General features: G+C 66.8%; 13 protein-coding genes. 3 read left to right on the top strand and 10 right to left on the bottom strand.

The window, feature by feature from the left end; all coding sequences use genetic code 11:
- Positions 1-81 precede the first annotated feature (81 nt).
- From KHO22_RS23810 to KHO22_RS23790, 5 genes are all read right to left on the bottom strand, one after another.
- Positions 82-1,005, bottom strand: coding sequence for an SMP-30/gluconolactonase/LRE family protein (locus KHO22_RS23810; protein WP_211949641.1), 924 nt, complete (start codon positions 1,003-1,005; stop codon positions 82-84).
- Between the two features lie 11 nt (positions 1,006-1,016).
- On the bottom strand, positions 1,017-1,988 hold the full coding sequence (locus KHO22_RS23805; RefSeq protein WP_230426990.1) for a Bug family tripartite tricarboxylate transporter substrate binding protein: 972 nt from the start codon (positions 1,986-1,988) through the stop codon (positions 1,017-1,019).
- 109 nt (positions 1,989-2,097) lie between these two features.
- The gene (locus KHO22_RS23800) at positions 2,098-3,030 is read right to left on the bottom strand and encodes a hydroxyacid dehydrogenase (protein WP_211949640.1); all 933 of its coding nucleotides are present in this window, start codon (positions 3,028-3,030) and stop codon (positions 2,098-2,100) included.
- A gap of 5 nt (positions 3,031-3,035) precedes the next feature.
- Positions 3,036-3,734, bottom strand: a complete 699-nt coding sequence (locus KHO22_RS23795) for an RraA family protein (RefSeq protein ID WP_211949639.1) — start codon at positions 3,732-3,734, stop codon at positions 3,036-3,038.
- Between the two features lie 43 nt (positions 3,735-3,777).
- Complete coding sequence (locus KHO22_RS23790) at positions 3,778-4,737, bottom strand: tripartite tricarboxylate transporter substrate binding protein (RefSeq protein ID WP_211949638.1); 960 nt, start codon at positions 4,735-4,737, stop codon at positions 3,778-3,780.
- A 164-nt stretch (positions 4,738-4,901) separates the two neighbouring features.
- Between KHO22_RS23790 and KHO22_RS23785 the strand changes: the two genes are divergently transcribed.
- Positions 4,902-5,630: an IclR family transcriptional regulator gene (locus KHO22_RS23785; RefSeq protein WP_211949637.1), complete on the top strand. Its 729-nt coding sequence runs from the start codon at positions 4,902-4,904 to the stop codon at positions 5,628-5,630.
- Between the two features lie 130 nt (positions 5,631-5,760).
- Here KHO22_RS23785 and KHO22_RS23780 read toward each other — a convergent pair whose 3' ends face one another.
- The 3 genes from KHO22_RS23780 to KHO22_RS23770 are packed head-to-tail and all read right to left on the bottom strand — an operon-like array spanning position 5,761 to position 9,074.
- The gene (locus KHO22_RS23780; RefSeq protein WP_211949636.1) at positions 5,761-6,984 is read right to left on the bottom strand and encodes an aminotransferase-like domain-containing protein; all 1,224 of its coding nucleotides are present in this window, start codon (positions 6,982-6,984) and stop codon (positions 5,761-5,763) included.
- Between the two features lie 13 nt (positions 6,985-6,997).
- Positions 6,998-8,023, bottom strand: a complete 1,026-nt coding sequence (locus KHO22_RS23775; protein ID WP_211949635.1) for a DUF1338 domain-containing protein — start codon at positions 8,021-8,023, stop codon at positions 6,998-7,000.
- Positions 8,024-8,081: 58 nt separating this feature from the next.
- A complete protein-coding gene (locus KHO22_RS23770) occupies positions 8,082-9,074 on the bottom strand; it encodes a Bug family tripartite tricarboxylate transporter substrate binding protein (RefSeq protein ID WP_211949634.1) in 993 nt (330 codons plus the stop codon).
- Positions 9,075-9,228: 154 nt separating this feature from the next.
- Here KHO22_RS23770 and KHO22_RS23765 point away from each other — a divergent pair, with 154 nt between their 5' ends.
- Together KHO22_RS23765 and KHO22_RS23760 are read left to right on the top strand one after the other, a co-directional pair.
- Positions 9,229-10,161 (top strand): LysR substrate-binding domain-containing protein, encoded by a 933-nt coding sequence (locus KHO22_RS23765; protein ID WP_211949633.1) that lies wholly within the window; start codon positions 9,229-9,231, stop codon positions 10,159-10,161.
- 255 nt (positions 10,162-10,416) lie between these two features.
- Positions 10,417-11,493 carry a BON domain-containing protein gene (locus KHO22_RS23760; protein ID WP_230426989.1) on the top strand — a complete coding sequence of 359 codons (1,077 nt, stop codon included), beginning with the start codon at positions 10,417-10,419 and terminating at the stop codon, positions 11,491-11,493.
- Between the two features lie 122 nt (positions 11,494-11,615).
- Here the strand turns inward: KHO22_RS23760 and KHO22_RS32610 are convergent, their stop codons facing one another.
- Positions 11,616-12,062, bottom strand: a complete 447-nt coding sequence (locus tag KHO22_RS32610; protein WP_230426988.1) for a hypothetical protein — start codon at positions 12,060-12,062, stop codon at positions 11,616-11,618.
- A gap of 218 nt (positions 12,063-12,280) precedes the next feature.
- The gene (locus KHO22_RS23750) at positions 12,281-12,685 is read right to left on the bottom strand and encodes an SRPBCC family protein (protein WP_211949632.1); all 405 of its coding nucleotides are present in this window, start codon (positions 12,683-12,685) and stop codon (positions 12,281-12,283) included.
- Positions 12,686-12,748: the final 63 nt, after the last annotated feature.

The following is a 12,748-nucleotide window of genomic DNA, read 5'->3' as shown; positions in this document are numbered from 1 at the left end:
GTCCTCGCGTTCACCCGCCGGACGACGTCATGGCACGCCGTATCGGGCACGCGTCGGACTCGCGCATGCCGCTCCTGCCGCTCATGGCAACCGGCCTCCATGTACCGGCGCGCCGCGCTCGGGCATGTCCGCGCGGAGGATGGTGCCGGTCGCCGATTCGGTCATCAGCAGCGTCTTGCCCTCCGGCCCGCCGAAACAGAGGTTGGTCAGCGAAGCCCCCGCAGGACTGCGGATCACTTCGACCGGTTCGGCGCGATGGTTCAGCACCCAGGCGTAGCCAAGCCCCGGATTCGCCACGAGCAGGCACCCGTCCGCGCGCATCGCCAGGCCATCGGGGCCGCTCGGCCCATGGGACGTGAAGAACTGGCCGACCTTGCTGACCGAACCGTCGGGTTGCAGGGGCACGCGCCACACGCAGTTGCCGCGCGTCATGGCAACGAACAGCACCTTTTCGTCGGGTGACAGCACGATGCCGTTCGGGCTCGGACAGTTGTCGAGCAGCACGTCGAGCTTGCCCTCGGGTGAGCGCCGATAAACGCGGCCCGTGGGATCGTGCAGGCCGGTCTGGCCCTGGTCGGTGAAGTACAGGTTGCCCTGCGCGTCGAACGTCAGGTCATTGACGCCGCGAAAGCGCTCCGAATTGCGGCGCTCCAGGAACGGCGCCAGGGTGCCGGCCTTCGCATCCAGGCGCATCAGGCCGTTGCGGTAATCGGTGATCAGGAAATCGCCGCTGGCCAGGCGCTTCATGCCGTTCGGCTCGCCGTCATACTCGGCCACGAGTTGCCAGTCGCCCTGCATCGATACCCGGAAGATCCGGCCGTACGGAATGTCGGTGACCCACAGGTGGCCGTCGGACCAGACCGGACCTTCAAGGAAGGAACCGGTAGCGGCGCCGCCGCGATTGGCTTGCGCCCATGCATTGTCGGCGTCCCGGCGGCAAAACGACTCCGGAAGCCGCGTGAGCACCGTCGCGTCGCGTACAGCCGGTTGATGAAGCAGGAACATCTCGACTCCCGTCATTGCTTCTGGATGTTGGCTTTCTGCGCCACCGCAGCCCATTGCGTGGTTTCGCGCTGGATCAGTTGCGCGAATGCGGGGCTGTCCAGGGTCCCCGGCTGCGCGCCCATCTGCGCAAGATACTCCTTCATGTCCGGCGACTGGAGCGCCTTGCGGATTTCCGCCTGCAGCCGCGCGACCACCTCGCTCGGCGTGCCTTTCGGCGCCGCCAGCCCCGACCAGTTGAACAGGCTGAAGCCGGGTACGCCTGCTTCGGCGAACGTGGGTACGCCCGGGAATACATTGACGCGGCTCTTTCCGCTGATACCGAGCAAGCGCATCTGGTTGCCCTTGACCGGCGCGAGCGCGGTGGGCGTCGAGACCACCAGCAGGTCCACGCTGCCGGACAACAGGCCGACCATCGCCTCGCCGGCGCCTTTGTAAGGCACATGCATCAACTGGATGCCGGCGGCCTGCTGGAACGCTTCGGCGGCGAAATGCGGCGAGCTGCCAGGGCCGCCCGTGCCAAACGTCACCTCGCCCGGATGCGCCCTGGCATAGCTCACGAGCGACTGAAGATCCTTGAAGCGCGAATCGGCCTTGACGCCCAGCACGACCGGCGAGAATGCAAACGGCGCAATCGGGACCAACGCGGTCTGGTGATCCCAGTTCAGCTTCCTGAACACATACGGCAGCGTCGTATAGGAATTGTCGTTCGCCAGCAGCGTGTAGCCATCGGCGGGCGCGTTGACGACCTGCATCGTGCCGATGGTGCCGGACGCGCCCGGCTTGTTTTCGACGACAAAGCTCTGTCCCGTCTGCACCGTGAGCTTCTGGGCAATCTTGCGCGTGACCACATCCACGGCGCCGCCCGGCGGATTGGGCACGACAATGCGGACGGGCTTGTCCGGATACCCCGCGAGCGCCGTTGCCGGGCCAGTGGCCAGCAGCGCCGCAACCACGGTAAACAGCGGAATTGCGCGATGAAACATCGTTGTCTCCTGCAGTCGCGGCGGTTTCCCTGTTTGCGGGACCCGCCCTTGCGGCGGGCCCGGTCCGCGACGATTGATTTCTCGATTCAGTAAAGCCGCCCCACGCAATTCAGGCCAGCGTCGCGGCATCCTGCAGCACAGCGATCACATTCCGCGCGGCGCCTACGCCCATGTTCACGTAGGCCGCATCGCTGACCCCGCCGATGTGCGGCGAAAGGATCAGGTTGGGCACATGCTGGAAAGGATGCGGCACCGGCATGGGCTCGACGGCGAAGCTGTCCAGCCCTGCCGCATAAAGCTTGCCACTCTGCAGCGCCTCGACCAGCGCCGGCTCGTCGATCAGGCCGCCGCGCGCCGTGTTGACCAGGATGGCGCCATCCTTGAAGGTCGCCAGTGTTGCGCGGTTCAGCATGCCGCGGTTCTCGTCCGTCAGCGGGCAATGCAGCGACACCACGTCGGCCTCGCCGAACAGCCGCGGCAGGTCCGCCAGCGTGACGCCCTCGGGCACCGTCTTCGCAAACGGATCGAAGGCGATCACGCGCATGCCCATCGCCACGCCGGTCACAGCGGCGCGGCGGCCGATTTCACCGAGTCCGACGATGCCGAGCGTACGGCCGTTCAGTTCGATGGTCTTGTGCGTCGACTTGTCCCAATGGCCGCCACGCATGCGCTCATTGAGATGCGGTACGGCCTTCGCGCAAGCGAGGATCAGCGCCCAGGCATGCTCGGCCACCGCCGCTGCATTGGCGCCCACGGCCGCCTTGACGGCAATGCCGCGCTCGGCAGCGGCCCGCTGGTCGATCACGTCGATGCCGCTGCCATGCTTCGAGATGACCTTGAGCGACGGCGCGGCGTCCATCACGCTGGGGCCGACCTTGCCGTAGCGCACGATGATGGCGACAGGGTCCTTTTCCTTCGCCATGGCCACGACCGTCTCTTCGCTGCACTGCTTGCCCGCGAAGCACACTTCGAAGTCCTTGAGCAGTTCTAGCGCCTGCGGTGCCAGGTCATTGCCCGTGACCAGCACGGCGGGCTTCTTCATGGCATTCACAGCGATTCACCCTCTGCCAGTACGCCTGCGGCGCGCAGTTCCTTGTCCAGCCAGCCCGGGCGCAGGTCGCCGGCCTTGATCGCGGCAATGCGCTTCGCTTCGGCATCGACCTTCTTCTGCGCCAGGTCCAGGATCGCGGGCACGTCTTCGCGCGGGATGACCACCACGCCATCGGCATCGCCGACGATCAGGTCGCCCGGGTTGATCGCCACGCCGGCCACCGACGCGGGCCAGTTCACCAGGCCGCCGATGGCCTTGGTCGGGCCACACGGATTGGTGCCCGCCGAGAACACCGGGAACGCGCCGCCGGCGAGTTCATGCGAATCGCGCACCGCGGCGTCGATGACGAAGCCCGCCACGCCCGACGACTGCGCCTGCGTCGCCATGATTTCGCCGCACAGCGCGGCGGTCTGGTCGCCCTTGCCGTCGACGACGATCACATCGCCGGGCCTGGCGAGCGCCAGGCCGACGTGGAACATCAGGTTGTCGCCGGGACGCACTTCCACGGTCAGCGCGGGGCCAGCCACCTTCATCGACGGCGACAGCCCCTGCACGCGGGCATTCAGCGTGCCGCGACGACCGACGACGTCCGCCAGGATGGCGGCCTGGAACTTCGACGCACGCTCCACCAGTTCGGGCGAGACGCGCTCGAAATCGCGACGAATCGCGGGGGATGCTTTGGCCTGGGTGCTCATATGCGACTCCAATAGAAACGGGAAGAACAAGGGGGGATCGGGCTTACTTCGTGGAAGCGATCTTCCACAGGCTTTCGAACTTGCCGCGCTGCGTGGCCATGTGCTGGCTCCATGCCGCGCCGGACAGGTAGGAGATGCCGCGCGCCTCGTTGACGGCGCGGGCCAGGAATTCGGGGTCTTTGGTCGTGGCTTCGATGGCGTCCTGCAGACGCTTCGCAATGTCCGGCGGCAGGCCGCGCGGTGCGGCAAAGCCACGCTCGGAAGAGATCTGGATATCCAGGTTCTGCTCGCGCGCGGTCGGCACATCCTTCACGCCGGGCCGGCGCTCGGCGCCGAGCTGCGCCAGCACGCGCACGTCCTTCGACGCCCGGTCGGCATCGGTGAACTCGGTGGTGCTCATCGCCATCACGTCGATGTGGTGGCCCAGCAGGCTGGTCTTGGTCTGCGACGTGCCGGCGAACGGTATGTGGTTGACCTTGGCGCCCGTGGCCTGCTGCAGGGCCAGCGCGGCCATGTGGCCATTGGTGCCGATGCCGTTGCTGCCCATTGCCAGCCCTTCCGGATTGGCCTTCAGCTGCCTGACCAGGTCGGCCATCGAGTTGAGCTTGCTGTCGCCCGCCACGACAAACATGGCGGGATCGTCGATCACGCGCGCCACCGGGACGATCGCGGACGCCTCGTACTTCGGCTTGCGCTGGATGGGAATCGTCAGCAGCGACGGCGTCGACACGATACCGATGGTGTAGCCATCGGCCGCGGCGCGCGACAGCGACACGTAGGCGATTTCGCCGGACGCTCCAGGCTTGTTCACGACAATGATCCGTGCCTTGCCGCCGAGGTGCTTCTGCAGGTACGGCGCCATGGCGCGCGCGAGCAGGTCGGTCCCGCCCCCGGCGGCGAAGCCGACGTACACCTCGATCGGCCTGTCATCGGGCCAGGCGGCGCGGGCGGACATCGTGGCCAGCGCGAGTGCCGTGATGAGTAGAAACCGGACTACCTGCATTCGTTGCCTCCATTTCTGTCGTTGTACGATGTACAACGGCGTTTCATAAATATGGGACAACTATAGCCAGATAGACTCTGCGTTCCATCTGTCGTTTACCCTTGTACGTATTAAAATGGCGTTGTACATCGTACAATCCATCAAAACTGGCATGGGGATGAACGATGAGTAACCACGGGGTAGCGGCCGTCGAGAAGGCCCTTGGTTTGCTGGACTGCTTTCGACTCGGGTCAGAGATCCTGTCGCTCGCCCAGCTCTCCAGTGCATCCGGCATGCACAAGACAACGGTGTTCCGCCTGCTGAATTCGCTCGAACGAATGAGCTATGTGGTTCGCACGGCCGATGGCCGCTACGCGCTCGGCCCGCGCCTGCTGTACCTGGGCAAGCTCTACGAACAGTCGTTCCAGCTCGGGTCCGTCATCGAACCGGTGCTGCAGGAGCTTGCGCTCGCGACCAGCGAAAGCGCCTCCTATTACGTGCTGCATGGCGACGAGCAGCGGATGTGCCTCTATCGCGCCGAACCGAGCGAAGGCCTGCGCGAGACGCGTCTGCCCGGCACGATCCTGCCGCTGGACGACACGGCAATCGGGTCAGTGCTGAAGTTCTGGGGCAAGCAAGAGGAATCCGCCGGCCGCGAGGAAGCGCTGCCGTGGTTTACTTCCGGGGTCCGCGACGTCTATACCGCCGCTTTCGCGACCCCGTTGTTCGGAGCCGGCGACAAATTCATGGCCGCGCTCACGCTGTCGGGCCCCGCCTCGCGCTTGCAAGCCGCGGATCGCGCGGAGATCGCCCGCGTGCAGCTGGTCGCTGCGACGAAGCTTTCCAGGCTTCTGGGCGCGAGTACGGCATGGTGCGAGAAGGTGTATGACACCGCTGATCACGTCCATGACTGAGCGGCGGGAGACCGCGGCACCAGCAGCGATGCGCTCGACTAACGGGTCGCTGCGCTGACTGAACACTGCGCCACCGGTGCCGTCGTCAGCAGCAACGCCGGCACCGGTGACGCCGCACTGGCCGCGCTCCCTAGCCGCCGGCCTTCGTCACCGCATCCAGCCGTGCCGCTGCCCGCGCGAGCCGGCGCACACCTTCGTCGACCTGCGCGGCGTCGGTGCCGGCGAACGACAGCCTGATGGCCGCGCGCGCGCGCCGCACCGCATAGAATCCGGTCCCCGGAACGAACAGCACTTTCTCCGAGATGGCGTGGGGCAGCAGCGTGGAAGCGTCGTCAACACCGTCCAGCGCTGCCCACAGGAACATGCCGCCGGCGGGCAGCGCAAAGCGGATACGTTCGCCAAAGGCCGCGCGCAGCGCCGCCGCCAGCCTGTCGCGCTTGTCCCGGTAGAACGCCACTTCAGTTGCCACCTGCCCCGGCAGCCGGCCCGCCTGCAGGTACTGCGCCGCGGTCAGCTGGATCCACGGCGGCGTACACAGGTCGGACACCTGCTTGGCAATCACCGCGCGGCGAACGATTTCCGGCGCGGCGATCATCCAGCCGATCCGCAGTCCTGGCGCCAGCGTCTTCGACAAGCTCGCAAGATGTACCAGCCACGGACGGGCGTCGGGCACCTGCGCGCACAGCGCAAGCAGCGACGCCGGGGGCGGGCCGTCGAAGCTCAGCGCGCCGTACGGATCGTCCTCGACCAGCACCACGCGATACCGGGCCACCAGTTCCAGCAGCCGCAGCCGGCGTGCGAGGGTCAGCGTCGCCCCCGTGGGATTGGCGAAGGTCGGTACCGTGTAGATCAGGCGCGGGCGCAACGTGGCATCGGCCAGCATGGCTTCCAGCGCATCGACGTCCATGCCTTCGTGGTCCGCCGGTACACCACGCACGTCGGCGCCGGCAAGCCGCAGCGCCTGCAGCGTCGCCGGATACGTCGGCTCTTCCACGAGCACCACGCTGCCCGGCTCCACCAGCGTGCGCACCAGAAAGTCGAAGCCCTGCTGCGATCCGGTGGTGACCAGCAGCTCGTCCGCCGCCACGACTGCGCCGCGTTCGGCCATCAGCGCCACGAGGGCGCTGCGCAGCGCCGGCGCGCCTTCGGTGGCGCCGTACTGGAGGCATTCCGCGGGCCGATCGCGCAGCACCTGCGCCGACGCCGCGCCGATGCCCTCGGCATCGAACAGCGCGGCGGACGGGTAGCCGCCCGCGAACGAGATCATCTCCGGGTCGGAAAGGTACCGGAACAGCTCCCGGATCGGCGAGCCTTGCGGCTCCCGCAATGCCGGAACGAACGGATAAGCGGTCATGGGATGCCCCCCCTCAGCATTCGGCCGCGGTCATCCTGAAGATGCCCTGCGCATTGCCCGCGTCAAAGCCCAGGTCGGTACGCGAGACTGCCTGTGCTTCATCGACGTAGCGATCCCGGGTGATGAACTCGTAGAACGAGCCCGGCACCTCGCGCACCACCTCGGCGCCATCGGCGTCCATGAACACACGCCGCACAGGGTCCGCACGAAACGCCGTCTGGCGCACGCGTCCGCTCTGCGATACCTCGACCTTGTCCTTCATCGGGCGGCCGATGCGCTTCTGCTCCTCCGCCAGCGCGAACACGTCTTCCACGCGGTCGGTCGCGTGATTGAAGGCATTGCCTTCGGTCGCGATCCAGGCCATTTCCGGCGACTCGGCCAGCAGCCGTTCATAGTCGTCCAGGCGCGGCGTGGCGTGATGACGGTCGAAACAGCGCGCGAGCGCGCCGATCAGTTCCGCCGCGTCATCCAGCGACAGCGAACCCTCCCGCTCAAGTTCCCAAAGCAGTGCCTGGGCGCGCGGCGTCAGCGGATCCTCCGAACTGCCCGTGATGCGGCTGACAGCCTGCCTGAAGGGCTCGCTGAAATGTTCGGGATGCAATTCGCTGACAAAGAACTGCGCGATCTCTTCGGGCGCGTCTTCATGCGCGTACGAGCGGCCGGTCATGCCGATCCGGTCCAGCGGATAGGTGCCGTTGAGCCGGTAGCCCAGCGGACGCAGGATGCGCGTGAACGCCGCCTCGCCGGCCGGCAGCGCGCCATTGTCGTGCCAGCGCACCGTGCGCAGTGCGCCGTGGTCAAAGTGCACCTTGCCGCCGGCCGTGGCCACGTCATCGGTATAGGCCTTGCCCGTCGGCACGCGTTCCAGGATGCCGGCGAACAGCACCAGGTTCAACGCGTGCGCGACCTCCGCGCGCGACGGGCGCCCCGCTTCGCCGGCGGGAAGCCGCTGCGGCGTGGCGACCAGTTGCGCCAGGCGATCCGCGGCCGATGCGCCAAGGTGGAGGGAAAGGAGTCGAACGACGTTCTTGTCAGGCATGATCGAATGCAGCAGGAGATTGAAAGGGAGAGTGAAAGGGAGAAGAAGCGGTGCGGTGTCAGTCCACCGACGCGCCGGACAGGCGAACGATGTCGCCCCACTTCTGGCGGTCCTTCTTGAGCACCTCGGCAAACGCGTCCGGCGTGCTTGGCGCGGGCTCGGCGCCGAGGTCGCGCATCTTGGCCTGCACCGCGGGATCGCCAAGCGCGCGCGTCAGGTCCTGGCTGATCTTCTGCGCCACCGTGGCGGGAATGCCCCGGGGCGCGAGCAGGCCGAACCACGGGCTGGCATCAAAGCCCGGCACGGGCCCGGCGGCCGCCACGGTCGGCACACTCGGCAGCGCCGATGAGCGCGCCGGCGTGGTCACGGCCAGCGGTTTGAGCTTGCCGGAGCGAATAAAGGGCAGCGATGCCGGCAGGTTGTCGAACATGACATCGACGCTGCCGCCCATCAGGTCGGAGATGGCCGGGCTGCTGCCCTTGTACGCCACGTGGCTCATCTCGGTACCCGTCATGCGCTGGAACAGTTCGCCCGCCAGGTGCGTCGACGTGCCGTTGCCGGCCGACGCCATATTGACGCGCTTCGGGTTGGCCTTCAGGTAAGCGATGAACTCCGCCAGCGTCTGTACGCGCGCACGTTCGGCGAAGGCCGGCGACAGCACCACCACATTGGGGACACGCGCCACCATCGTGACCGGCGCGAAATCCGCGGCGGCGTCATAAGGGAGCTTCTTGTACAGCGTGGGGTTGATGCCGAACTCCCCGACCGAGCCCATCAGCAGCGTATAGCCGTCCGCGGTTGACTTGGCGGCGGCCCCGGTGCCCACGATGCCGCCCGCGCCGGGACGGTTGTCGACCAGGACGGCCTGCTTCCACTGGATCGCAAGCTGCTCGCCAATCAGCCGCGCCACCATGTCCGTAGTGCCGCCCGGCGGATACGGCACGATGATGCGCACCGGCCTGGCGGGAAAGTCCTCGGCACACGCGATGCCGGGCAGCGTGGCGCCCACGGCGAGGGTCGTGGCGGCGAGCGCGCTGAACAAGCGTTTCATGCTGTCTCCTGTCTACCTGATGTTGTCGTTATGAGGGGCCGCAATCGAATACGGCGAAGCAAGGATCGAATGATTTCTCATCAACTGCTACGGTTCAAGCGAGATTTCGGTATAGGATGATGACGTTTAGTCATCAACTCCGCTATCGCCCCCCATGCGGCACCGCCTTCCAAGCCTTTCCGGCCTGCGCGCCTTCGAAGCCGCCGCGCTGCACCTGAACCTGCGCCGTGCGGCGGCCGACCTGTTCATTACCGAAAGCGCGGTATCGCGCCAGATCGCGGCGCTGGAAAGCCTGCTTGGCGTGCAGCTCTTTCACCGCGCCAACCAGCGCATCACGCTGACGGCGGCCGGCGCGCTCTACAGCGGCCAGGTGCGGGAGATGCTGCGCAAGCTGCAGCGCGACACGCTGGACATCATGGCGCACGAAGGTGCGGGCGGCACCGTGGAACTGGCATGCGTGCCGACGCTGGCGGTCGAGTGGCTGATCCCCCGCCTGCCGGATTTCTACGCGCGCCATCCGGGCGTAGTCGTCAACATCAGCGCGCAGTCGGACGTGTTCCTGTTTGACGGCACGCCGTACGACGCGGCGATCCACTTTGGCGAGGCGGTGTATCCCGGCGCGCGCGCGGACCTGATGTTCAACGAAGCATCCGTGGCGATCTGCCATCCGGACTACTTCGGCCGCAGGAAGCGGATCGATGCCGCGGACATTGCGCGCGCGCCGCTGCTGCACCTGGCCACGCGCGGCTTCGGCTGGAAGCAGTGGATGGACGCGGCAGGGATCGACGACGTCAATGCCATGCGCGGCGCCCGCTACGATCACCACAGCATGGTGATTGCCGCCGCGCGCGCGGGCCTGGGGATCGGACTGGTGCCCCGCTTTCTCGTCGAGGAATACCTGTCCAGCCGCCAGCTGGTGATGCCGGTCGCGCGCACGCTGCGCTCGACGCGTGCCTACTACCTGGTCCTGCCCGATTCGCGGCCGACCAGCGCCGCGATGCAGCACTTGCGCGCCTGGCTGCTGGAAGCCGCTGGCGCGTTTGCCGCGTCGCAGTCGGCAGCGGATGCCGGCACGGCATTACCGTAGGAAGATCCGCACCCGGCATCCCTTACATGCTCTGCAATCGTTGCAATGCCTCCGGGGCCACAAAGCACCCATAAGGCCCCATAAAGCCCCCATAAAGCCCCCGTAAGGCCCCTATAAGGCCCCGCAAACGCCATGCCGTGGGAGGCTCCCGCACGGTACGAATCTTGCCGCTATAGCGATACACGCCCATGCGCGAGCGGGCGCGCTCGCGTCCGCTCGCGCACCAGGGATCTCCCTCTATTTCAGGACACGAGCATGAGCAACTATCAGAACGACCCGCGCGAACGCGGCAGGCAGTGGGATGACGACGACTGGCAACCGGAATCCGGACGCGACACATGGCAATCGGAACGCATGCGCCGGCGCATGAGCCCCGGCCAGACCAGCTATGGCGGGCCGGCCCGCCAGCCGGGCGGCGATGATGAACGCTACCGGAGATCGTTCGGGCAGCAGTCAGGACACCGGCCTGGCAACCCCGACGTCAGGTACGGTGCGTTTGGCGCGTATGGCGCGGCGGGGCGCCCGGAGCCATCGCCGCGCGAACGGTATGGCGAGCGCTATGGGGAGCGCGGGCAGCGCTACGGCGGCCGCGACGACGGGCGCTACAACCCCCGCGAGGGTTACCGTGGCGGCAACCGCCCCGATGAAGGCCGCCGCTATGGCAGCGATCTGCGCGCCGGCATGAACGGTGGCAATGGTTGGGAGCGCGCCCGCGAATGGCGCGACCCGCAGGCCTGGCAGCGCGATGACCGAGACGCCGAGCGCGAGTGGCGCCAAAGCACGGCACGCGCGCGAGCGAGCGATCGCGGCACGGCGGACCAGGATACCTATTTCCGCGACCTGCGCAGCGACACCCGCTACTGGACCGCCCCGGACGACGACCGGACGGAAGACCGGCGCTACGGCCGGCACTATAGCCGTGAGGCCGCGCAGCAGCGCGGCTGGGAAACTGATGAATACCGCGATGACGACCGCGACGACGACCATGGCACGCTCTACAACCTCGGCCGCCGCATCGGCGAGGCCGTGGGCGACTTGTTCGGCACCTCGGAACGGCGTGAACGCCCCACCGGCCCGCGCGGCTACAAGCGCACCGACGACCGCATCCGCGACGAGATCTGCGAACGCCTGAGCTACGCGCAACGCCTGGACGTCAGCGATGTCAGCGTCGACGTGAAGGATAGCGTCGTCACGCTGTCCGGCACCGTGGACAACCGCGGCCAGAAGTACTACATCGAAGAGCTGGCCGATGCCACCTACGGCGTCAGCGAAGTCAATAACGACATCCGCGTGCGCCGCGATGCCGGCAGCGCAGCGGCAGTCAGGCAGTGACCAGGCGTCGGGCAGCCCCTGGCGGCGGGGCTGACCCGGACAGCGGTGGTTCAAACGGTGCGGCCTGGAACCCGGGTCGCACCGTGAACGTGCGACCCTCGTCGCTACCGGAGCTACCAGAGCTACCGGGCGACTTCACCCGCCTGCGTCGGCTGCCCCGGCAGCACGCCGTCAGTGCGGCCTTCGCTGGCGACGCCTGACAAAGCCGGGCGCGAGCCAATTGCCGGCGTGTCGGCATCGGCCTGGCTCTTGTTCGCGGCTGAGGTGCCGTCCCGCGAAGCCCTGCTCCCGCGTCTGCCGCCACCGTGGCCGCCCCTGCCTGCGGCGTGGCCGCTGACCTCGCCCTGTTTCAGTTCCTGGTTGATGGAGTCGACAGTACGCGGCGGCGGCGTCATGCGGGCGAAATTGCTCTGGATGTTGTGCAGCGCCTCGTCGGCATCGGCGCTGCCGGACACTCCCTGCCCGAAGCCTGCCGCTGGCGATGCCAGAGCGGTCGCCAGCGTGAGCAAAGCGGCGGCACGAACATGCCGCCTCCGGAACAAATGAAAGGTTGGGAAGAGGCGGTTCATCGGCTGTCACCGTGGCTATGGACCGCCATTATGGCTCTGCCCGTTCCCCGGCAGGAGGCTATGCGGCGACGCCTTCCATTTCATTGGATTACCTGCGTTGCAACAGGTTACGGTGTGCCGGCTGGCGCACGAAATCCAGTCCTGGCCCGGATGCGCAGGCGGACAAAAAAGAAAGGCCTGCATCAGGCAGGCCGCTTCCCGAGTCGTCGCGCGAGTCGCTAATGCGCTTCGACATGCTTCCTGAAATTGTCGAGGATGCTTTGCCACCCGCTTTGCTGCTGTTCGATCGGAAACTCCGATTCGGCATCGAAGCTCACGCGCACGATAACGCCCTGCGGCGTATCGGAAAACTCGACCTGCGCGGTCCGGTCGCCAAAGGCGTATTCGATCAGCCTGTGTTCCTCGATTTTCGTGTAGGTTCCGGCGAAGTCGAATCCCATGCTGCCATCCTTCGCTTCCATGCGCGAGGAGAAGGCGCCGCCAACCCGCAGATCGACCGTGGCGGCCGTGGTATGCCAGTCATCGGAGGCAGCATTCCATTGCCTGATGTCTTCCGGCGTGGTGTAGGCACGCCACACCTTCTCCATAGGGGCCGCGACCGTGGTTTCAACATGGATTTTCATAGTTCTCCCTTTGTGGTCAATCCTACTCAATTCAGCGTGCGCCCATGTTCGTTCCCAACCAGG

It is taken from the genome of Cupriavidus yeoncheonensis (genome assembly GCF_905397275.1).
Taxonomy (GTDB): domain Bacteria; phylum Pseudomonadota; class Gammaproteobacteria; order Burkholderiales; family Burkholderiaceae; genus Cupriavidus; species Cupriavidus yeoncheonensis.
The sequence above is the reverse complement of the archived record's forward strand: the minus strand, read 5'-3'. Positions and strand labels throughout refer to the sequence as shown.

What these genes read in the sequence shown, in the direction of transcription:
- KHO22_RS23770 (WP_211949634.1), bottom strand. Translation starts at nt 9,074, where the DNA reads ATGAAACGCTTGTTCAGCGCGCTCGCCGCCACGACCCTCGCCGTGGGC.
- KHO22_RS23765 (WP_211949633.1), top strand. Translation starts at nt 9,229, where the DNA reads ATGCGGCACCGCCTTCCAAGCCTTTCCGGCCTGCGCGCCTTCGAAGCC.
- KHO22_RS23795 (WP_211949639.1), bottom strand. Translation starts at nt 3,734, where the DNA reads ATGAGCACCCAGGCCAAAGCATCCCCCGCGATTCGTCGCGATTTCGAG.
- KHO22_RS23760 (WP_230426989.1), top strand. Translation starts at nt 10,417, where the DNA reads ATGAGCAACTATCAGAACGACCCGCGCGAACGCGGCAGGCAGTGGGAT.
- KHO22_RS23805 (WP_230426990.1), bottom strand. Translation starts at nt 1,988, where the DNA reads ATGTTTCATCGCGCAATTCCGCTGTTTACCGTGGTTGCGGCGCTGCTG.
- KHO22_RS23785 (WP_211949637.1), top strand. Translation starts at nt 4,902, where the DNA reads ATGAGTAACCACGGGGTAGCGGCCGTCGAGAAGGCCCTTGGTTTGCTG.
- KHO22_RS23780 (WP_211949636.1), bottom strand. Translation starts at nt 6,984, where the DNA reads ATGACCGCTTATCCGTTCGTTCCGGCATTGCGGGAGCCGCAAGGCTCG.
- KHO22_RS23810 (WP_211949641.1), bottom strand. Translation starts at nt 1,005, where the DNA reads ATGTTCCTGCTTCATCAACCGGCTGTACGCGACGCGACGGTGCTCACG.
- KHO22_RS32610 (WP_230426988.1), bottom strand. Translation starts at nt 12,062, where the DNA reads ATGAACCGCCTCTTCCCAACCTTTCATTTGTTCCGGAGGCGGCATGTT.
- KHO22_RS23775 (WP_211949635.1), bottom strand. Translation starts at nt 8,023, where the DNA reads ATGCCTGACAAGAACGTCGTTCGACTCCTTTCCCTCCACCTTGGCGCA.
- KHO22_RS23790 (WP_211949638.1), bottom strand. Translation starts at nt 4,737, where the DNA reads ATGCAGGTAGTCCGGTTTCTACTCATCACGGCACTCGCGCTGGCCACG.
- KHO22_RS23800 (WP_211949640.1), bottom strand. Translation starts at nt 3,030, where the DNA reads ATGAAGAAGCCCGCCGTGCTGGTCACGGGCAATGACCTGGCACCGCAG.
- KHO22_RS23750 (WP_211949632.1), bottom strand. Translation starts at nt 12,685, where the DNA reads ATGAAAATCCATGTTGAAACCACGGTCGCGGCCCCTATGGAGAAGGTG.